This window comes from Kitasatospora sp. NPDC057518 (genome assembly GCF_042802075.1).
GTDB lineage: Bacteria > Actinomycetota > Actinomycetes > Streptomycetales > Streptomycetaceae > Kitasatospora.
Genome location: NZ_JBHVEU010000139.1, coordinates 1 through 19,155 on the forward strand (window position 1 = coordinate 1; position 19,155 = coordinate 19,155).

Genomic DNA, 19,155 nt, shown 5'->3' on the forward strand with positions numbered 1-19,155 from the left:
CACCAGGAGCCACCCGCCCCGGGCCGAACACGAACTGCGCCTGGCCCTCGGCCTGTTCGACGCACTCGGTACACCCATCCAGAGGACCGGCGACAGCGCGGCACCACCGCCTCCCGGTCGAGCGGCGTACGGCCCGGGCATCTCCCGATACCGGGCCGTACGAGCACGCCAGGACCCGCACGGCACCGATCCGGCTGCCCGGCGTCAGGGCCGGGCCACCTCGGCACGCCGTGCGGGTCCGCGTCGGGGAGTGCGGGTCAGCGCACCGTGACGGTGAACACGGGCGAGGCGGTGCTGCCGCTGACGATGCGCAGCTCGTTCAGGCCCTTGATGCCGAGCTTCACGCCGAGCGAGTAGGAACCCTTGCTGTTGGTGTGGACGGAGGCGGGCAGGGTGACCCACGCGCCGTGCTGCTTCTGCTGCAGGGTCACCGTGCTTCCGGCCTTGAGGCCGGTGGTCGTGCCGGTGACCCGGAACAGCTGCCACGCCTGGACGGAAGAGACCGACGGCTTGGCGGTGATGCCGGCCTGCGCGGCGGACACGGGCTGGACGGCCGGGGTGGCCGCCATGGCGGTGCCCGCCAGCCCGACGGTGAGCGCGCTGAGGGTGGCCACGGCGGCCAGGCGCAGGGAGTTCCGCTTGGAGACGATCACGGGTGCACTCCTTTCACAGGAGGGTTTGGCCCGAGGCCCGACCGATGCGATCGACGTGACTCGGGCTCTGTCACCTATAGGGACGCCCCGCTGGGCACTTCGGTTGTGGACGGAACGTCACTTCCTTGTAACAGCAGGCGAGTTCGCGTCAGAGTTCAGAGCAGGCGGGTCAGGTCGGATCACATGAGCTTCCGGCTGCCGCCCTCCTTGTTCAGGGCGCCCACGTTGATCGGCTGGAGGATGACGGTGATCGCGCCGGCCGAGAAGTGCTGCACCGGGCCGCCGGTGTTCCGCCCGTGGAAACTGTGCGGCAGCGCCTGCCCGTTGGTCGGGTCCGTGCCCGCCGTATAGATGTCGACGATGCCCTCGTACCCCTGCCGGGCCTTGGCGTCGTTGCCGTCCGCGGCCTGCTCCACGGTGATCCGGTCGTCGCCGTCCTCGGCGACGACGGCCGCCACGTGGTAGGGCCACCCGCTGGTGTTGTCGGGGTGCTCGAAGTCCTCGTCCCACGCGGTCTCCACGATGGCGAACGCCTGGCCGGGGCCCGGCCGTTCCTCGCCGTTCGCGTTCGGGCCGCCGGGCCGGGCGTTCGCGTAGGCCGCCGCTCCCTGCGCGTTCTCCGCGTCGCCCAGGCCGAACTGGTGGCCGCCCAGGGCGAATTCGCTGGCGTCCTGCCCCAGGGCCAGCCGCTGCCGGTGCATGATCTCCTCGGCGGTGTGGGCACAGTCCGCGAGGAAGGACGTCTTCGGCTCGTACTCCGCGTACGTGCGTCCCCCGATCTGCCCGCTCTGCCCGGTGGCCTTGCAGTACCGGGGCGCCGGGGCGCCCTCCGCGACCCAGATGACGGTGGTGTCCGCCGCGGGATCGGCGGTCAGGAGGTAGAGGCCGTTCTGCGAGACCCGTGCCGGCCCCAACTCCTCGGTGGTGACCTGGGCGTAGCGCTGGACGGCCGTCGCGCCGGCGGCGCGCGCCGTACCCCGGGCCGTGGTGTCCGCCTTCCGCTGGACGGGGGCTTCTTCGAGGCCGTGGTCGCTCTGCTCGGGCATCCGGCTCATCACCCGGACCGCGTTGGCCTCGGCCTCGCGCTCGAAGCGGTCCCCGGGGTCGGAGACGCTCAGCCCGGACCCGTTGTCCGTACCGGCCACCGGACCCTGGCGCTGCTGGATGACGTGCGTCAACTCATGGGCGAGGGTGTGCTTGTCAGCGCCGCCGTCGCCGATGACGACGTGGCTGCCGGAGGTGTAGGCACGGGCGCCCACCTCGGCGGCGGAGTCGCGGGCCGCGGAGCCGGTGTGCAGACGGACGTCGGAGAAGTCGGCGCCGAAGCGGGATTCCATGTCCCGCCGCAGCGGTTCGTCCAGCGGCCTGCCCGGCGTGCGCAGCACGTCGTGCACGGCGGAGCGCTGCACCGGCTCCTCCACGGGCGGCTGGTGGCCGCAGCCCGCGCCGTGCCGGTGCCCGTGCCCGCTCCGCTGGAGCATCCGGACGACGGCCGCGTTGCCGACGGTGCGCTGCAGCCCGAGGAGCTGGTCGGGCGCCTGGCCGCCGCCCGGGGCCTCCCCGGACCGTGTGGCCGCGCTCCTGGGGGTGCGCTGCGGCTGCTTCTCGTCCTTCGTCGGCTCGTGCGCGTGCATGGAACTCCGCTCGTGGGGACGGCAGTTTCGTGGTGTTCCCCCTACATACCCGGTGCGGCGGTCGCGGGTAAGGGGCGCGAGGGCACGATGCACTGCCCGTACGGGCAACACGTCCGTCCCGACGAGCACCGACGGCCGAGCCCGACCCGGGCGAACCGTCAGCCGCGCGGCGGCAGCCGTCGGGTGATCCGGCCGAACAGGTCCTCCAGCGGCTCGCCGAGGTCCCGGCCGAACTCGGTCAGCCCGTAGGTGACCTGGGGCGGCGTCGTCGGCTCGACCTTCCGCCAGACCAGGCCGTCCTGGACCAGCGCGCGCAGGGTCTGGGCGAGCATCTTCTCGCTGATGCCCTGGATGCTCTCGCGCAGCTCGTAGAACCGGAGGTCGTTGGCCCGCAGGGAGATCAGCACCCAGATGCCCCACCTGCTGGTCACGTGGTCGACCATGTCGCGCGCGGGGCAGTCGGTGTGAAACACCTCATACCGCCGCCCGGTTTCGACCTGCTTGTCCTGCGCACCTACCTCCATGTGCTGAGCTTACGTCAAGGTACGTCCTTACCAAGGGTTAGCCGCCGCTCCTAGCGTGAAGGCCACAGAGTCCATCGGGCAAAAGGAGCTGACCATGATCGTGGTGACCGGGGCTACCGGGAATGTGGGCCGACCGCTGACGCGGGCGCTGGCGAAGGCGGGCCTGCCGGTGACGGCCGTGTCGCGGCACGCGGCGCCCGTACCGGACGGTGTCCGCCACGTGACGGCCGACCTCGCCGATCCGGCCGGCCTCGCACCGGCGCTGGCCGGGGCGGAGGCGCTGTTCCTGCTGCTGTCCGGCGACCTGCACGCCGCCGGAGCCGGCCCAGCCGACATCATCGGCCGGGCCGCGGCCGGCGGGGTCCGCCGGATCGTCCTGCTCTCCTCCCAGGGCGTGGCGACCAGGCCCTTCGGCCCGACGCGGATCGCGATGCGCGCGGTGGAGGACGCGCTGCGGGACTCCGGCCTGGACTGGAGCATCCTGCGGCCGGGCGGATTCGCCTCCAACGCCCTGTGGTGGGCCGAGTCCGTCCGCGCGCACCGGGTCGTCGCCGCCCCCTTCGGCGACGTCGGTGTGCCGATCGTCGACCCGGCGGACATCGCCGAGGTCGCGGCGGCCTGCCTGGTGGACGACCGGCACACCGGCGCCGTGTACGAGCTGACCGGTCCGGAGGTGATCACCCCGCGCCGGCAGGCGGAGGCCGTCGCCGCCGCGCTGGGCACGCCGGTGCGGTTCCACGACCTCACCCGTGACGAGGCCCGGGCCGCCATGGCCCGGAGCATGCCGGTGGAGCTCGCCGAGGACACCCTGGACATCCTCGGCTCCCCGAACCCCGCCGAGCTGCGCGTCAGCCCGGACGTGCGGCGGGTCCTCGGCACCGCCCCGCGCACCTTCGCTGACTGGGCCGCCCGGCACGCCGCCGCGTTCCGCTGAACCCGGTCGGCACCGCCGGAACGTCCAGGGCCTGTCGGTCCACTACCGTTACCGGATGCGGGACTTCACGACGCGTCCTCCTCCGGCACAGCGCACCGGACCGCGGCACCTCCACGCTGGGCTGGGAGGCCGGTGCGCTCGTTCTGCAGGTCCCACAGTTCCCTGAACCGGCCGCCCTCCTCGGCCACCAGCTCCGCGAACGTGCCCTCCTGGAGGACCTTCCCGTCCTCCAGGACGACGATCCGGTCGGCGACGGCCACGTTGGTGAGCCGGTGGGTGACCAGGACGACCGCCCGCTCCCGCGCGACCGCCCGCAGGTTCTGGAAGATCCTGTGCTCGGCGCGCGGGTCGAGGGCGGCGGTCGGCTCGTCCAGGACGAGCAGCCCGGCCTCGCGGTGGAACGCCCGGGCGATGGCCAGGCGCTGCCACTGGCCGCCGGACAGTTCCTCGCCGCCCATCCACTCCACCGCGAGCAGGGTGGACAGGCCCCGGCGGAGCCGGGCGACGACGTCGGCCGCCCCGGAGGCGTCGGCGGCGCGCAGCACCGCCGCGTCGCCGTCGGCGGTGGGCTGGCCCAGGGTGATGTTCTCGCGGCAGGTCAGCGGCCAGCGGGCGTAATCCTGGGGGACGACGGCGACCTGGCGCCACAGGGCGTGCGGGTCGAGGTCGCGGGTGTCGGCCGCGTCCCACCGCACCGCTCCGGCGTCGGGCAGGTAGAGCCCTGCCAGGAGCTTGGAGAGGGTGGTCTTGCCGGAGCCGTTCTCCCCCACCAGGGCCAGGATCTCGCCGCGTTCGACGTGCAGGTTCACCCCGTCCAGCGCCTTGCGGTCGGAGGCGGGGTAGGCGTAGTCGAGGTTCTCCACCGCGATCCGGCGCGGGGCCTCGGGCGTCCCGGTGCCGCGCTTGGGCCGGTGGCCGCCGGCGGTGTCGAGGAAGCTCGACCAGTCGTCCAGGTACATGCCGGTGCGGAAGAGGTCCGCGCCGTAGCCGACGATGCCGCGCAGGCTGGTGCTGACAGCGGTCAGGGCGAACACCGCCGCTCCGCCGCGCGGCAGGCTCATCCGGCCGGTGCTGACCAGCCACAGCATCGCCGCCCACACCACCGCGGTGCCGAGGCCGGAGGCGGCGGCCCCGATCACCGACACCCGGGCGCTCTGCATCGCCGCGCGGCGCGAGGTGGCGTCCAGCCGCCGGCCGACCTGGTCGTACTTGACGAGCAGGAACTCGCCCATGGTGTCGGAGCGGACCTGGTCGGCGTTGCGTTTGAGGTGGATGTACCAGCGCAGGTTCGCCATGATCCGGCGGTCGCCGACGGCCGCCCGGTTCGCCAGGAACTGCACCCGGGCGGCGTGCACCGACGCGATGCCCTGGGGCAGCGCCGCCAGCACCAGCAGCGGCAGGAGGGCGGGGTGGAGCACGGTCAGCACGCCGGCCGCGCCGAGGAGCGAGGCGAGGGAGGCGAGCAGGTTCTGCGCCTCTCCGACGATGTCCACGCAGACCTCGGCGCCGCGGTCGGCGGCCTCCAGTTCGTCGTTGTAGCCGGCGTGGTCGTAGGCGGTCAGTTCGGCCGCCACGGTGGCGCGCAGCACCGCGGCCTCCGCCTCCCGGGAGATGCGGGGCGACAGGTGGATGGTGACGGTCCGGATCGTGATGCCCAGCAGGGAGCGGGCGCCGGCCGCCGCCGCGATGACCAGGATCGACGGCGCCGCGCGGGTGAGCTTGTCGCCGACCTGCCCCGGGCCGAACAGGGCCGAGATGGTGCCGGTGGTCGCGAACAGGCCGGCCGCGCCGAGCACCGCGGAGACGGCCTGGCAGGTCAGGAGCAGCGCGACAGAGGTGCGGTCGATGCGCCAGCCGAGGCGGAAGGCGCGGACGACGAGCGCGGGCAGGCGGCGGGCCATCGCGCTGACGCTGATCGCCTCGATCGCCTCGATGCGGCGTCCGTCGGCGAGCCACTGCAGTTCCTCGTCGGCGGCCTCGGCCGACGCCGTCGTGGTGCTCAAGCGTTCGCCTCCTCGCGCGGGGCGGGGGCCAGCGGCAGGCGGGCCACCAGGGCCCCGGGGACGGGTGGGACGTGGATCGACGGGGCGGGGGAACAGGCCACAGATCCTCCAGGAGCGGAGCGGTGCGCGGACGTGCGGACTCACCGGTCCCGGCCGACAGGAAAGCTCAAGTGGCCTTTCCTCAGGCTGAGTTGACCGGTCCGACGGAGTCGTTACGGGCGGCTGGGCGTCCGATGATGGTGCTGTTCGAGCGCGGCGTTCAAGTGGATTCGCCTCCGGGCGAGCCCGGGTCGAACGGGGACTTTTCGAGCACGTTCCGGGCATGGTTCAGCGCATATGCCAAGCGGGCGGGCGGCGCACGGCCGTCGCCGGATTCACCCGTTCGGCTGGTCTGCCGCCCGAGGGGCTGCCGCGTCGCCAGGTTCCTGAGGCGGGTGGGGCGGCAGGAGTTGAGTACGGATACTCATGTCCCGGGCCAACTGGATCGGGCACGATGCTCACCGTCAGTGAGCTTGTGCGGAAGGGTTCTTGTGTCCATGGTCCGAAACAACGTCAGGATTCCCCTCGTGGTCGGCGCGGCCGCGATGGCCGCGGCCGTCATCGCCGGGTGCTCCTCCGATCCGGGAGCGGGGTCGGGAACCGGCCCGGGAGCCGTCCCCGACAAGCCGTCCGCGACCTCGGGCGGCGCCGGCTCCCCGGGTGCCGCCCCGACGTCCACGCCGACGCTCCAGGCGTCCGGCGCCCCGGCGTTCGGCTCGCCCAGCAGTACGCCGACCGGCCCGCCGATCCCCACCGGAGCCGCCCTGCGCGAGCTGCTGCCGACCGCCGCCACGCTGCCCGCCGGGTGGCGGATCGAGGGCAACGGCAGCGAGAACGACTCCGGCACCTACGTCCTGGAGGAGCCGGCCAAGCCGGTCCTGCCCCAGGAGCCGTGCACCCAGATGCGCCTCGCCGGAAGCGTCCTCTCCCTGGACTACAGGGCCTCGGGCGCGACGAACGAGGTCTACGACGGCGAGAACAGGGTCGAGGTCTACCTGGGCGCCTACCACGCCGGCGACGCGGCCAAGCTGCTCGGCGAGATCCGGGCGTACGCGGACCGCTGCACGTCCTTCACCGGCAAGGGGATCGACGGGAAGGCGATTCCGCTGACCGTGACGCTGCAGCCGGTGCCGGGGCTCGGCGACGAGGCCGTCGACGTGAAGAAGGTGCCCCAAGGCCCGTACCACAGCGAGGAGATCGTGGTGACGCGGCTCGGCGACCGGCTGCTGTTCCTCAGCGGCGACAACATCCTCGGCCGGCTGCCGAACCTCATGCAGCTGGCGGTGCCGCTGTCGAAGACGGCCAGGTGAGCGTCGGATGAGCGCCGGGTAGTCGGCCCACCCGGGACGACGAGCCCCGGGGCGGTGGCGCCGGCGGCGACCTCGGCGTCACCGCCCGCGGCGGAGCGCGAGCCCGGACAGGCGCGCCCGCCGCGGCTCAGGGCAGCCGGGAGTACGGGGGCCGGGCGTCGTCCGGAGCCCCGTGGTCGCTGGAGACCAGCAGGAGGACGGTGGCGCGCCGGGCCCCCAGCGAGCGCAGCCGGTGGGGCGTGGTGGCCTTGAGGTAGACGCAGTCGCCGGGGTCGAGCGTGATCGCGCGCGACGGGAGGACCAGTTCGACCCGTCCCTCGTGGACGAAGACGAACTCCTCGCCGGGGTGGTCCCGGAACGGGGCGGGGCCGTCGTCGAGCGGCGGGTAGAGCATGAACGGGGTCATGCCCTTGGCGCCGGCGTCGAGCGCCATCCCCTCGTAGCGGGTGCCGGGCTCGTCCGGGGCGGTCAGGGCCTGGCGCTCCGCGGCCCGGGTGACGGTGACCTCGCTCAGCTCCTCGGCCTCGGCGAAGAGGCTGTCCAGGGGGACTTCGAGGGCCTTGGCGAGGGAGGCGCAGACGGCGATCGAGGGAACGCTCTGGCCGCGTTCGACCTTCGACAGGTAGCTCTTGGTGACGCCGGACCGCTCGGCCAGCGCCTCCAGGGTCATCAGCCGTTCCTTGCGCAGCTGCCGCACCCGGTTGATCACTGGTTCTTCCTCTCCCGTGCCATCCACCTCCGATGACACACCGTGTCCTCTGGCGGGCCATGCTACGCCGCGGCGCCGCCGGCCCACCCGGGAGGCCCGCCCGCCGGCCGTCGCCCCGCCCACCCCCGCGACCCGTGCCGCCCTCCCCGCCCCTGCTCCCTCGCTACCCCTGTCGCCCTTGCCGCCCTTGTCGCAGGAAACCTTGTGTCCTATGGTGAACAACGTTTCCTCCGGAGCCACGGCTCCGGACACAGGCCTGGCCGCCGGGGCGAGGCCGGAGAACCGGAGCACACACATGGCGAACACCCTGCAGGACTCGAAGGACGTCCTCGTCGACCGCGCCGCGCGGCAGATGGACCGGCACTTCGGGGACTCGACACTGACCACGCGCCAGAAACTGGCGCTCACCTGCCGGATCGCGTACGACGGCGGCCACGACTCGGGGCTCGCCGGGCAGATCAGCTCCCGCGGGCGCGAACCGGGCACCTACTACACCCAGCGCCTGGGCCTGGGCTTCGACGAGATCACCGAGGACAACCTGCTCCTGGTGAACGAGGACCTGGAGGTCCTGGAGGGCACGGGCATGCCCAACCCCGCCAACCGCTTCCACTCCTGGATCTACCGGGCGCGCCCGGACGTCAACTGCGTCATCCACACCCACCCGCTGCACACCGCCGCACTGGCCATGCTGGAAGTCCCGCTGGTGCTCTCCCACATGGACACCACACCGCTGTACGACGACTGCGCCTTCCTCAAGGACTGGCCGGGCGTACCGGTCGGCAACGAGGAGGGCGAGATCATCACCGCCGCCCTCGGCGACAAGCGGGCCGTCCTGCTGGCCCACCACGGCCAGCTGGTGACCGGCTCCACGATCGAGGAGGCGTGCACCCTGGCGCTGCTCATCGAGCGGGCCGCCCGCCTGCAACTGCTGGCGATGTCGGCGGGGACCATCCAGCCCCTGGACCCGGCGCTCGCCCGCGAGGCCCACGACTGGACCTCCACCGACCGGCGCAGCCGGGCGAACTTCGCGTACTACGCGCGCAAGGCACTGCGCACTCACCCCGACTGCGTCAACGGACAGGTGGACCTCTGATGGCCAATCCGCCCCTGCAGGGCATCATCTCCTACCCGGTCACCCCCTTCGACGCCGCCACCGGCGAGGTCGACCTGGCCGCACTGCGCGCGCTCACCGGCGACCTGGTCGCCGCCGGCAGCCACGCCGTCGCCCCGCTGGGCAGCACCGGCGAGAGCGCCTACCTGACCGGGAAGGAGTGGAACGCGGTCTGCGAGACCACCCTGGACGCGGTGGCCGGGCGGGTGCCCACCCTCGTCGGCGTCTCCCATTGGAGCACCGAGGGCACCGTCCGCCGCGCCCGGGTGGCCGCCCGCCACGGCGCCACCGCGATCATGGTGCTGCCCCAGGTGTACTGGAAGCTGACCGAGGACGAACTCGCCCGGCACTACGACGAGGTGGCCCGCGCCACCGACCTGCCGATGATGCTCTACAACAACCCCGGCACCAGCGGCGTGGACCTGCGCCCGGAGACGGTGGTCGCGCTCGCCCGGAAGATCCCCAACCTCACGATGGTCAAGGAGAGTTCGGGCGAGGTGTCCCGCTTCCGCGCCATCCGGGAGCTGTCCGGCGGAGAGCTGTCCGTCTACAACGGCAGCAACCCGCTCGCCCTGGACGCCTTCCGCGCCGGAGCCGCCGGCTGGTGCACGGCCGCCCCCTGCCTCGTCCCGCAGCCGGTGCTTGAGCTCCACGCCGCGGCCGTCGGCGGACAGCAGGAGCGCGCGGACGCGCTGTTGCGGGAGCTGCTGCCCTTCCTGCGGTTCATCGTCCGGCACGGCCTCCCCCGGACCGTCAAGGCGGGCCTGGAGATCCGGAACCGCCCCGCCGGGCCGCCCCGGCCGCCGCTGCTGCCGCTGCCCCCGGAGGAGACGGCGCAGCTGCGGGAGCTGCTCACCGGTCTCCGCCCGCCCTCCGCCGCCTGACGGTGCCCGCCCCCACCGGCTCCCCTGTACGAGGACACCCGTCCCCGCACAGGGGAGCCGGCACCACCAGGGCTTACTGGTCGAGCCGGACAGTGGCGACGGTGTCCCAGCAGATCCGCCACCCCGGCAGGTCCGCACCGGCCACCGGGACGCGCCGCCAGAACACCTCGTTGACGATGATCCGGTTCACGGTGAACGGGGCGTGGCCGGGCCGGACCCGGTGGATGGCCTGCGCCAGCTCGTCGCTGTCGGTGTCGGCGGCCGCGTAGGCGGCGGTGGTGTGGAGCACACCGAGCGGGTACGCGGTGGAGTCGGGGCCGAACACCCGGTGGACGGCGCCGCGGACGCGGTGCTGGAGGGCGGCGAGGTCGCCGTCGGGGTGGAGGTCGAGGCGGACGCCGGTGCGGTAGGCGAGCGGCGAGCCGGCCTGGAGGGCGATCGGCCCGCTCCCGGCCACCGCGGCCCGCAACCGGTCGGCGAGGTCGCGGCGTTCGGCGTCGGTGACGGCGTCCGCCGGGGCGGAGGTGAGCATGTCGAGGGTGATGTGCGTCCGCTCGTCCGGCACCGGCAGGACGGGGAAGCCGGCCAGGGCCTCGCGCAGGCCGGCGAGGAGCGTGTGCAGGGCCGAGCCCGCCGGCAGGTCGGGCAGGGCGTACACCTGGAGGGCGCACAGGCCGTCCGGCCAGGGCCGCTGTCCGAAGGTCGGGTGGAACGCTTTCACGTCGCCTCCTGCTGATCGGGGTCGGTGGCGGCCCGGCGGGGCGGCGGCCCGTCCGGGGTGAGGCTGTCGACCGTACGACGGGGTTCAGCGTACGGGCGGATCCCCCGCTCCGTACCGGCCCCGGCGTCAGGCGTCCCGGCGGGACAGGCCGAGGGCGGCCAGGGTGAAGGCGACGGCGAGGTAGCCGGCCAGGGCGGCGAAGCAGCCGACCGGGCCGAGGCGGTCGGCGCCCGCCGACGCGACCGTGGTGCCGAGGCCCTCGAAGACGCTCTGCAGGCCGAACCGTGACACCCCGTCGCCGAGCGGTGCCAGCAGCATCGGGGAGAGGAAGAACAGGCCGAACAGGGCGGCGACCGCGCCCGCCGTGTGGCGCAGGACGAAGCCGAGCGCGAGCCCGAGCAGGGCGAAGGCGGACAGGAACAGGCCGCAGCCGACCACGGCGCGCGCCACGCCGGGGGCGCCGAGCGGGACGGCGAGGTGCCGGCCGCTCAGGGCGCGCCGGCCGAGCAGGAAGGTCAGGAAGGCGAGCAGTTGCCCGAGCAGCGCCGAAACCCCGCCGACCACCAGGGCTTTGGCGACGAGTACCTGGCCGCGCCGGGGCACGGCCGCGAGGGTGGTGCGGATCTGGCCGGTGGTGTACTCGCTGGAGGCGGCCAGCGTGCCCAGGGTGCCGACGGCCAGCACGGCGACGTAGAAGCCGCCGGAGAAGCCGTAGCGGACCGGATCGAAGCGCTCGCGTTGCTCGGCGCTCCAGGAGGCCCAGTTGTCGGCCGCGCTCGCGTAGTCGATCAGGCCGATGAACAGCGCGGCGGCCAGGGCCACGGCCGCGGCGAGCGGGGTCGCGCGGACGCTGCGCAGCTTGACCCACTCCCCGGCCAGGGCGCCCCGGGTGGTCGGTGCGGTGCTCATGCGGTCCTCTTTCCGGGAGACGTGACGGAAGACGTGGAGGTGGCCCGGTAGTCGACCGCGCCGCCGACGGCATCCATGAAGGCCTGCTCCAACGAGGCCTGCCGGACGGTGAGTTCGTGGACACCGATGCCGTGCCCGGCGGCCAGTTCGCCGATGGCGGACGGCTCCAGGCCGACGACGGCCAGCGCTCCGGCGGGCTCCTCGCCGACGGAGGCCGCCCCGGCCGCGCGCAGCAGCCGGGCCAGCTCCGCCGGACGGGCGCAGCGCACCAGGACGTCGGTGCGGGCGTGCTCGGCGAGGAAGTCGGCCGTCGAGCGGTCCGCGACGAGCCGTCCGCGCCCGATGACCACCAAGTGGTCGGCGGTCAGGGCCGTTTCGCTCATCAGGTGCGAGGAGAGCAGGACGGTCCGTCCTTCGGCGGCGAGGTCGCGCAGGAGGGTGCGGATCCACTGGACGCCTTCCGGGTCCAGGCCGTTGACGGGTTCGTCGAGCAGCAGGACGGGCGGGTCGCCGAGGAGGGCGGCGGCGATGCCCAGACGCTGCTTCATGCCGAGCGAGAAGCGCCCGGCCCGGCGGCGGGCCGCCGTCGCCAGACCGGTGAGTTCCAGCACCTCGCGGACCCGGCGGGGGCCGATGCCGTTGGTGACGGCGAGGCCGAGCAGGTGGTGGCGGGCGGAGCGGGCGGGGTGGACGGCACCGGCGTCCAGCAGCGCGCCGACCTCGCGCAGCGGCTGGCGCAGCGAGGAGTACGGGCGGCCGTTGACGGTGGCCCGCCCCGCGGTCGGGGCGTCCAGGCCGAGGATCATCCGCAGGGTGGTGGACTTGCCGGAGCCGTTCGGCCCGAGGAAGCCGGTGACCCGGCCGGGGTGGACGGTGAAGGTGAGTCCGTCCACGGCGAGGGTGCCGCCGTAGCGCTTGCTGAGGTCGCGTACCTCGATCATCGTGCTGCCTTTCCTTGTGGCGTGCCTCCACGCTCCCGTCCGCACCGGGGGCCCGGCCTCCCACCGTGGGCGGAATCCCGGCATCGGACGGGGGCCGGTCTCTGCCCGTGGTCGTAGGCCTGTGGGGCGATGCCCCGGCGGCGGGCCGCCGCTAGCCTGGGGCGATGTCCGACATCCCGCGCCCGCCGGTGACCGGAAGGCTCCGCCCGGGCCACTGGGTTCTGGTCGACCTGGCGGTCTCCCTGGCCCTGACCGTGCTCACCTGGCTGCGGGTGCTGGACGCCTACCGGGTGTTCGACCCGCACCACCGGGGCTACGCCGAGCCGACCGCGACCGAGCTGGTGGCGGTGCTGGGGTGCGTGGTCGTCGTCGGCGCGGCGGCCGGCCTGCGGCGGCTCGCGCCGGTGGCCGCCGCCGGGGTGGTGTTCGCCGCCTGGGTGGTGGTCGTGGCGGTGGCCGGACGGCTGACCATCGCCAACCTGGCCGGGTTCCAGGTGGTGCTCGCCGCCACGATGACGGTCTACCTGGTCGCGGCGGTCGGCGCGCCGCGGGTCGGCGCTGCCGCGCTGGCGTTCGGGCTGGTGGGCGCCGGGCTGAGCGGGTTCGGCTCGCGGGAGCTGTGGAACAACCTGGTGTTCGCCGCGCTGGCGGTCGTCACCGCCTGGGCGCTCGGCAGCGCGGCGGCCCGCTACCGCGCGTACGGCGCGGAGCTGCGCCGCCACCAGCTGGACCTCGCCAGGGCCGAGCTCGCGGAGGAGCTCGCCGAGGAGCGGATCCGGCTGGCCCGGGAGCTGCACGACGTGATCGCGCACAGCATGAGCGTGGTCAACGTCCAGGCGGGGTACGGCCGTTTCGTGATCGGCCGGGATCCGGCGAAGGCCGAGCAGGCACTGGACGCCATCCAGGCGGTGAGCCGGGACGCGATGGTGGAGATGCGCGGTCTGCTCACCGTCCTGCGCGGGGCCCCGGCCGAAGGCGCCGACCGCGGAGCGGGCGCCGAGTTCGCCCCCGCGCCCCGACTCGCCGACCTGGAACGGCTGGTGGCCAGCAGCGCGGAGGCCGGGGTGCGGGTCGAGCTGAGGGTCGGCGGTCGGGTGCGGCCGCTGTCGGACGGCGTCGAGCTGTCGGCGTTCCGGATCGTCCAGGAGGCGCTGACCAACGTGGCCAGGCACGCGCGCACCGACTCGGCCCGGGTGGACGTGGCGTACGAGGACGACCGGTTGGTGCTGGAGGTGACCGACCCCGGGTGCGGCACGCCGGTCGTCGCGACGGGCGGCATCGCGACAGGCAGCGGCGGGCACGGCCTGGCCGGGATCGCCGAACGGGTCGGCCTGTACCGGGGCCGCCTGGAGGCCGGGCCGGGCCCGGACGGCGGCTTCCGGGTCCGGGCCGTCCTGCCGCTGGCCGAGGCCGCGGTCGAGGCCGCGTCATGACGGCGGCCGGGGAGCGCTCCGCCCCGCCGGTCCGGGTCGTGGTCGCCGACGACCAGGCGCTGGTCCGGGCCGGCCTGGCCGGGATCGTGGCCGCCGCCGACGGGTTCACCGTGGTGGGCGAGGCCGCCGACGGCGCGCAGGCCGTCCGGCTGGCCCGCACCGAGCACCCGGACGTGGTCCTGATGGACATCCGGATGCCGGGCACCGACGGCCTGGCGGCCACCCGGCGGATCACCGCCGAGAGCGGCGTACGGATCCTCGTGCTCACCACCTTCGACCTGGACGAGTACATCTACGGCGCGCTGCGCGCCGGAGCCTCCGGCTTCCTGCTCAAGTCCACCCCGCCCGAGGACCTGCTGACCGCGATCCGGGTGGTCGCCGCCGGGGAGGCGCTGCTCGCCCCGAGCGTCACCCGCCGGCTGATCCGCGCGTTCACCGCCGCCGCCACCGGCCCCGCCGAACCGTCGGCGGACCGTGACGGCGAGCGGCAGCGGGTCCTCCAGGCCGTCACCGGAAGGGAGTTGGAGGTGCTCACGCTGATCGGCCGCGGGCTCACCAACGCCGAGATCGCCGAGCGGCTGTGCGTCAGCACTGGCACGGTCAAGACCCACGTCGGCCACCTGCTGGCGAAGCTCGCCGCCCGCGACCGCGTCCACCTGGTGATCACCGCCTACCGGGCGGCCCTGGTCGCCTGACACCCGCCCCGGGCTCCTGGACCCCGCCGCCCGTGACAGCGGGTGATGACGCTACTCGGCGCAGCGGGTTTGCCGCCCGTCAGCGGGCCCGGAACGCTGGGAGCCCGGGGGGAGCCACCCGCCACACCAGGAGTCCCCGCAGATGTCCCCGAAAACCGTCGCCGCGCTCGCCGCGGGCCTCGTCGGCACCATAGCCCTCGCCCACGTCGCCTTCGCGGGCGCCCCCGTCACCCTGAACATGGCCACCGGCAGCGCCGAGTGCACGCTCACCTGGGCGAAGCCCGGCATCACCTTCAAGGCCCTGACGCCCGGCGGCAACGCCGCGTCCTTCCGGGACGTCGACGCCACCGGGACGGTCACCATCGACCTCACCTCCGTCGGCAACCCCGTCACCCTGGCGAACTCCGTCTACATCCGGACGGCGGCCAAGGGCGGCTTCACCCTGACCGACGCCTCCGGCCGCTACGTGCAGGTCTCGAACCTCGAAGGCAGCCTCTCCGGCGACAGCACCTTCGTCGTGCAGACCAGCAGCGACCCCGCCGGCACCCGCCTCCCGGTGTACAACATCCCCACCCGGCCCCGGATCAGCCCGGACGTGCAGTCCGTGCTGCCGCCGCGCGTCAACCTCGCGCTCTCCGACATCTGGATGAGCGTCCTGCCCGAGTTCGCCACCGTCATGAACCAGACCTTCGGCGACGGCACCCTCCGGCCCGGCGACCAGCTCGGCACCTGCACCGCCCGGACCACCTCCTGACGCGGCCGCCACCGGGCGATACCGGGGCGCTGACCGGGTACAGGTGACGGGGGCGGCCCCGCCCCTGACCCGGCGTCCGGGAGGAAACCCATGTCCGCACCGTTCCAGCACCGCCGGTTCGCCGTCGACGACGACGGCAACGACCTGGGGTACCTGCTGTCGCTGCCGGACGGTTACCAGGACGGGCCCGGGCCGTGGCCGCTGCTGCTCTTCCTGCACGGCGCCCTGGAGCGCGGCGAGGACCCGGCGGTCCTGGCCGCGCACGGCCCGGTCCGGCAGATCGCCGAGGGGGCGAGGCTGCCGTTCGTGGTGCTGGCCCCCCAGTGCCCGGCCCACAGTTCCTGGGTGGCGGAGCTGAGCAGCCTCGCCGCCCTCCTGGCGGAGGTGGAGCGGGAGGTCCGGATCGATCCGGACCGCCGGTACGTGACCGGCCTCAGCATGGGCGGCACCGGCTCGTGGGCGCTCGCCGCCCGGTACCCACACCGGTTCGCCGCCGCCGTACCGGTCTGCGGCTCCTGGCTGCGGGAGTCCGCTCCGCGCCTGACCGGCGTCCCCGTCTGGACCTTCCACGGCGAGGAGGACGAGGTCATCCCGGTCTCGCACACCGAGCGCCTGGTCGACGCGCTGCGCGCACTGGGCGGCCCGGTGCTGTTCACCCGCTACCCGGGCGTCGGCCACGACTCCTGGACCCGGACGTACGACGACCCCGAGGTCTACGACTGGCTGCTCGCCCAGTCCCGCCCCGGCGATCCCACCCTCCGAACGGTCCCCGCCCCCACCGCGGCCGCCGCGGACAGCCACGTGGAGCCCGCTTAGGCCTATGGCCGAGGTCCGCTCGCCCAGGGCCCTCGGCTGACGCCGGTCCACCTGGGCGTTGATCGTTTGTCTACCGCCGTCACGCACGATCGATCCCGCAGAGCGCGCCCCACACGCTCACGGGCGCGAACGGACGAGAGAGGCACACGGGGACATGAAGACGACGAAGAAGCTGCGGCACACCGTGCTCGGGATCGCGGCCGGCATGCTGGCCCTGGTCGGGACGGTGGCGTCGGCGGGGACCGCGCACGCCGACGGCCCGCCCAGCGCGTACCTGAACGAGCCCGGCATCCTCTACCGCGGCGGCCACATCGAGGCGGGCGACACCCAGCTGGTCCTGCAGAACGACGGCAACCTCGTCCTCTACCGGGCCTACCAGGACCCGAGTCTCGTCCACGCCGTGTGGCAGGCGCCCAAGACCTGGGGCTGCGGCTACAAGGCGATCATGCAGGGCGACGGGAACTTCGTCGTCTACGACGTCAACAGCCACCCCTGCTGGAGCGCCGACACCTTCAAGCCCAGCTCCCTCGCGAACGCCAGCCTCGCGGTCTCCGCCCTCGGCGGCCTCAAGGTCGTCTTCGTCAACCCCAGCGGCGGCCGGAGCATCAGCTGGGCGACGATCCGCAGCTCCGACCTGTACTAGGCACGGTGCCGACGGTCTGCCGGTGGTGACGGTGATCCATCAGCGGTCTGTGGGTGGCGCGTTGTTCATTGGCCGGGAGGTGCGTCGCCGACGACGCACCGCCCGAGCCGAAGGAGCCCCCGCCATGTCCTCCACCCACCCCAGCCGGCCGTGGGACGTCCACCGGCTGCCCTCCGCCGCCGGCAGGTCCTTCCTGGTCACCGGGGGCAACGCCGGGATCGGCTACTTCGTCGCGGAGCAGCTCGCCGGGACCGGGGCCGTCGTGGTGCTCGGGAGCCGGGACGGGGCGAAGGCCTCGGCCGCCATGGCCTCGATCCGCTTCCGCGTCCCCGGCGCGCGGCTGCGCCACCTCCGGCTGGACCTCGCCGACCTGGCGTCCGTGCGGACCGCCGCGGACGGTCTCGGACTCGACCGCCTCGACGCGGTGGTCCACAACGCCGGTGTCGCGCTCGACGATCCGCCGCGGTGCACGACGAAGGACGGCCACGAGCTGATGTTCGGGGTCAACCACCTCGGGCACGTCGCGCTGACCCGGGCCCTGGCGCCGCTGCTGTCCGCGGCGCCCGCCGCCCGGGTCGTGACGGTGGGCAGCTTCGCGGCGCGCTCCGAGCGGCTGGACCCGGACGACCTCCAGTCGGCCCGGGACTACCGCCCGAAGCGCGCCTACGGCCGGTCGAAGCTGGCGCAGATGTCCTTCGCCTTCGAGCTCGACCGCCGCCTGCGCGCCCGCGGCAGCACCGTGCTCAGCCTGGTCGCGCATCCCGGCGGCGCCCTGGACTCCCTGACCCCGGCCCGCCCGGGGGTGCACGCGGCGACCCGCGGCAGCCGGCTGCGGGGCGCGCCCGCCGGGCTGCTGCTCCAGGGCAAGGACCGCGGCGCGTGGCCGATCGTCCGGGCCGTCCTGGACCCGCGGGTGCGCGGCGGACAGCTGTGGGGGCCCAGGGCCTTCGGCCTGCGCGGCGCACCGGAGCTGGAGCCGGTCCGCGCCCACATGACCGATCCGGCCCTCGCCGCGCGCCTGTGGGACGCCAGCTGCGAAGCGGCCGGCGTCGAGCCCGACCTGGCCCTCCTGTAGCGGCGGCTTCGTCCCAGCGGCTCCCCCGGTGCCCGTCCATCCCAGGAGGTGACAGGGCACGCGCGCCGGGGGGACCCTGGAGGGGGCGGCCGGCTGCCCCGCGCGGAGCCGAGGAGGTTGACCCGTGAGGTTCATCCAGATCATCGAGTACCGGACGAGTCGGATCGACGAGTTCAACGCCCTGCTCGACAGCTGGGTCGAGAAGAACGCGGGCCACCGGCTGGCGACCCGCTCGCTGCAGACCCGTGACCGCGACGGCGAGAACGTGTACCTGAACATCGTGGAGTTCCCCTCGCACGAGGCGGCGATGCGGAACTCCGACCGCCCTGAGACCTCGGAGTTCGCCGCGCGGGCCGCCGCCCTGTGCGACGGGCCGCCGGTGTTCCGCAACCTCGACCTGGTGAACGAATGGACCTTCCAGGCCTGAGCCGACGCACGGACGCCGTACGGACAGGCGGCGGGGACGGCCGGATTCCGGTCGGCCGGTAGATTCGCTCCCTCACCACCGACCGAGGGAGCCCCCGTGCCCGACCGGCCCAGCCTGCTGTACGTGACCGACCTGGCCTACCCCGCCCGCGGCCGGCGCTACGGCGACGAGGACGTCCTCCTCACCTCCCGGCTGCGGGAGCACTTCGACCTGGCCCTGTGCCACCCGCTCGACGCCCGGTCCCTGATGGGGCGCTTCGACGGGGTCGTGGTGCGCAACAGCGGCCCGGTGCTGCACTACCGGGAGGAGTACGCCCGGTTCCGTTCCCAGGCGCTGGCCGACGGCGTACGCGTCTACAACCCGCTGACCGGGCGGGGCGACATGGCCGGGAAGCGGTACCTGCTGGACCTGACCGCGTCGGGCCACCCGGTCATCCCCACCGTCGACCGGCCGCAGGACCTCGACCGGCTGCCCGCCGCCGAGCGCTACGCGGTCAAGCCCGAGGAGGGCGCCGACAGCATAGGCCTGCGCTTCCTCACCCGCGAGGAGCTGGACGGCGTCGAGTGGGGCGAGGTACTGGTCCAGCCGCGGATCGACTTCCGGTACGAGGTCTCGTTCTACTTCGTGGACGACGCCTTCCAGTACGCCCTCCACACGCCCGACCCGGCCCGGCGCTGGGTCCTGGAGCCGTTCGAGCCGAGCGCCGCCGACCTCGCGTTCGCCCGCGGCTTCGTCGACTGGAACACGCTCGCCCACGGGATCCAGCGGGTGGACGCCTGCCGCGCGCCGGACGGGCGCCTGCTCCTGGTCGAGCTGGAGGACCTCAACCCCTACCTCTCCCTCGACCTGGTCGCCGAGGAGGTCCGGGAGGGTTTCGTCCGGGCCATGGCGGACTCGCTGCGCCGCTTCCTGGACTGACCCCGACCGCGTACGCCGCCGC

20 protein-coding genes are annotated in these 19,155 nt (G+C 73.9%); 12 read left to right on the forward strand and 8 right to left on the reverse strand.

Annotation, left to right across the window (positions count from 1 at the left end):
• Nucleotides 1-257: 257 nt before the first annotated feature.
• The 3 genes from ACFU7Z_RS16695 to ACFU7Z_RS16705 all read right to left on the reverse strand — a co-directional run bounded on the left by ACFU7Z_RS16695 (nucleotide 258) and on the right by ACFU7Z_RS16705 (nucleotide 2,811).
• Entirely contained in the window at nucleotides 258-653 is a 396-nt protein-coding gene (locus tag ACFU7Z_RS16695) for a hypothetical protein (protein WP_380777943.1), read from the reverse strand.
• Between the two features lie 179 nt (nucleotides 654-832).
• Nucleotides 833-2,287: a DUF4157 domain-containing protein gene (locus ACFU7Z_RS16700; RefSeq protein WP_380777944.1), complete on the reverse strand. Its 1,455-nt coding sequence runs from the start codon at nucleotides 2,285-2,287 to the stop codon at nucleotides 833-835.
• A gap of 158 nt (nucleotides 2,288-2,445) precedes the next feature.
• Entirely contained in the window at nucleotides 2,446-2,811 is a 366-nt protein-coding gene (locus tag ACFU7Z_RS16705) for a winged helix-turn-helix transcriptional regulator (protein ID WP_380777945.1), read from the reverse strand.
• Between the two features lie 94 nt (nucleotides 2,812-2,905).
• Here ACFU7Z_RS16705 and ACFU7Z_RS16710 point away from each other — a divergent pair, with 94 nt between their 5' ends.
• Nucleotides 2,906-3,745 carry an SDR family oxidoreductase gene (locus tag ACFU7Z_RS16710; protein WP_380777946.1) on the forward strand — a complete coding sequence of 280 codons (840 nt, stop codon included), beginning with the start codon at nucleotides 2,906-2,908 and terminating at the stop codon, nucleotides 3,743-3,745.
• A gap of 65 nt (nucleotides 3,746-3,810) precedes the next feature.
• Here the strand turns inward: ACFU7Z_RS16710 and ACFU7Z_RS16715 are convergent, their stop codons facing one another.
• Complete coding sequence (locus ACFU7Z_RS16715) at nucleotides 3,811-5,748, reverse strand: ABC transporter ATP-binding protein (protein WP_380777947.1); 1,938 nt, start codon at nucleotides 5,746-5,748, stop codon at nucleotides 3,811-3,813.
• Nucleotides 5,749-6,284: 536 nt separating this feature from the next.
• Between ACFU7Z_RS16715 and ACFU7Z_RS16720 the strand changes: the two genes are divergently transcribed.
• A complete protein-coding gene (locus ACFU7Z_RS16720) occupies nucleotides 6,285-7,097 on the forward strand; it encodes a hypothetical protein (RefSeq protein WP_380777948.1) in 813 nt (270 codons plus the stop codon).
• Nucleotides 7,098-7,224: 127 nt separating this feature from the next.
• Here ACFU7Z_RS16720 and ACFU7Z_RS16725 read toward each other — a convergent pair whose 3' ends face one another.
• Nucleotides 7,225-7,806: a helix-turn-helix domain-containing protein gene (locus tag ACFU7Z_RS16725; RefSeq protein WP_074002663.1), complete on the reverse strand. Its 582-nt coding sequence runs from the start codon at nucleotides 7,804-7,806 to the stop codon at nucleotides 7,225-7,227.
• Between the two features lie 295 nt (nucleotides 7,807-8,101).
• Between ACFU7Z_RS16725 and ACFU7Z_RS16730 the strand changes: the two genes are divergently transcribed.
• Together ACFU7Z_RS16730 and ACFU7Z_RS16735 are read left to right on the forward strand one after the other, a co-directional pair.
• On the forward strand, nucleotides 8,102-8,899 hold the full coding sequence (locus ACFU7Z_RS16730; RefSeq protein ID WP_380777949.1) for an aldolase: 798 nt from the start codon (nucleotides 8,102-8,104) through the stop codon (nucleotides 8,897-8,899).
• Nucleotides 8,899-9,801 carry a dihydrodipicolinate synthase family protein gene (locus ACFU7Z_RS16735; RefSeq protein WP_380777950.1) on the forward strand — a complete coding sequence of 301 codons (903 nt, stop codon included), beginning with the start codon at nucleotides 8,899-8,901 and terminating at the stop codon, nucleotides 9,799-9,801. Before ACFU7Z_RS16730 ends, ACFU7Z_RS16735 begins: the two co-directional genes overlap by 1 nt.
• Before the next feature lie 73 nt (nucleotides 9,802-9,874).
• On the opposite strand, the gene ACFU7Z_RS16740 is transcribed toward ACFU7Z_RS16735, so the two are convergent.
• The 3 genes from ACFU7Z_RS16740 to ACFU7Z_RS16750 all read right to left on the reverse strand — a co-directional run bounded on the left by ACFU7Z_RS16740 (nucleotide 9,875) and on the right by ACFU7Z_RS16750 (nucleotide 12,372).
• Nucleotides 9,875-10,522: a 2'-5' RNA ligase family protein gene (locus tag ACFU7Z_RS16740; RefSeq protein WP_380777951.1), complete on the reverse strand. Its 648-nt coding sequence runs from the start codon at nucleotides 10,520-10,522 to the stop codon at nucleotides 9,875-9,877.
• Nucleotides 10,523-10,648: 126 nt separating this feature from the next.
• The gene (locus ACFU7Z_RS16745) at nucleotides 10,649-11,431 is read right to left on the reverse strand and encodes a hypothetical protein (RefSeq protein WP_380744695.1); all 783 of its coding nucleotides are present in this window, start codon (nucleotides 11,429-11,431) and stop codon (nucleotides 10,649-10,651) included.
• On the reverse strand, nucleotides 11,428-12,372 hold the full coding sequence (locus ACFU7Z_RS16750; RefSeq protein ID WP_380777952.1) for an ATP-binding cassette domain-containing protein: 945 nt from the start codon (nucleotides 12,370-12,372) through the stop codon (nucleotides 11,428-11,430). The genes ACFU7Z_RS16745 and ACFU7Z_RS16750 overlap by 4 nt, the downstream gene beginning before the upstream one ends.
• A 164-nt stretch (nucleotides 12,373-12,536) precedes the next feature.
• Here ACFU7Z_RS16750 and ACFU7Z_RS16755 point away from each other — a divergent pair, with 164 nt between their 5' ends.
• The 8 genes from ACFU7Z_RS16755 to ACFU7Z_RS16790 all read left to right on the forward strand — a co-directional run bounded on the left by ACFU7Z_RS16755 (nucleotide 12,537) and on the right by ACFU7Z_RS16790 (nucleotide 19,133).
• On the forward strand, nucleotides 12,537-13,805 hold the full coding sequence (locus ACFU7Z_RS16755) for a sensor histidine kinase (RefSeq protein WP_380777953.1): 1,269 nt from the start codon (nucleotides 12,537-12,539) through the stop codon (nucleotides 13,803-13,805).
• On the forward strand, nucleotides 13,802-14,500 hold the full coding sequence (locus tag ACFU7Z_RS16760; protein WP_380777954.1) for a response regulator: 699 nt from the start codon (nucleotides 13,802-13,804) through the stop codon (nucleotides 14,498-14,500). The genes ACFU7Z_RS16755 and ACFU7Z_RS16760 overlap by 4 nt, the downstream gene beginning before the upstream one ends.
• 142 nt (nucleotides 14,501-14,642) lie before the next feature.
• Entirely contained in the window at nucleotides 14,643-15,254 is a 612-nt protein-coding gene (locus ACFU7Z_RS16765; RefSeq protein WP_074002671.1) for a hypothetical protein, read from the forward strand.
• A 90-nt stretch (nucleotides 15,255-15,344) separates the two neighbouring features.
• Nucleotides 15,345-16,070, forward strand: a complete 726-nt coding sequence (locus ACFU7Z_RS16770; RefSeq protein ID WP_380777955.1) for a prolyl oligopeptidase family serine peptidase — start codon at nucleotides 15,345-15,347, stop codon at nucleotides 16,068-16,070.
• A 154-nt stretch (nucleotides 16,071-16,224) separates the two neighbouring features.
• Entirely contained in the window at nucleotides 16,225-16,713 is a 489-nt protein-coding gene (locus tag ACFU7Z_RS16775; protein WP_074002673.1) for a hypothetical protein, read from the forward strand.
• A 124-nt stretch (nucleotides 16,714-16,837) separates the two neighbouring features.
• Nucleotides 16,838-17,788: an SDR family NAD(P)-dependent oxidoreductase gene (locus tag ACFU7Z_RS16780; RefSeq protein WP_380777956.1), complete on the forward strand. Its 951-nt coding sequence runs from the start codon at nucleotides 16,838-16,840 to the stop codon at nucleotides 17,786-17,788.
• 124 nt (nucleotides 17,789-17,912) lie between these two features.
• Complete coding sequence (locus tag ACFU7Z_RS16785) at nucleotides 17,913-18,215, forward strand: hypothetical protein (RefSeq protein WP_049652574.1); 303 nt, start codon at nucleotides 17,913-17,915, stop codon at nucleotides 18,213-18,215.
• Nucleotides 18,216-18,311: 96 nt separating this feature from the next.
• Nucleotides 18,312-19,133, forward strand: a complete 822-nt coding sequence (locus tag ACFU7Z_RS16790; RefSeq protein ID WP_380777957.1) for a hypothetical protein — start codon at nucleotides 18,312-18,314, stop codon at nucleotides 19,131-19,133.
• Nucleotides 19,134-19,155: the final 22 nt, after the last annotated feature.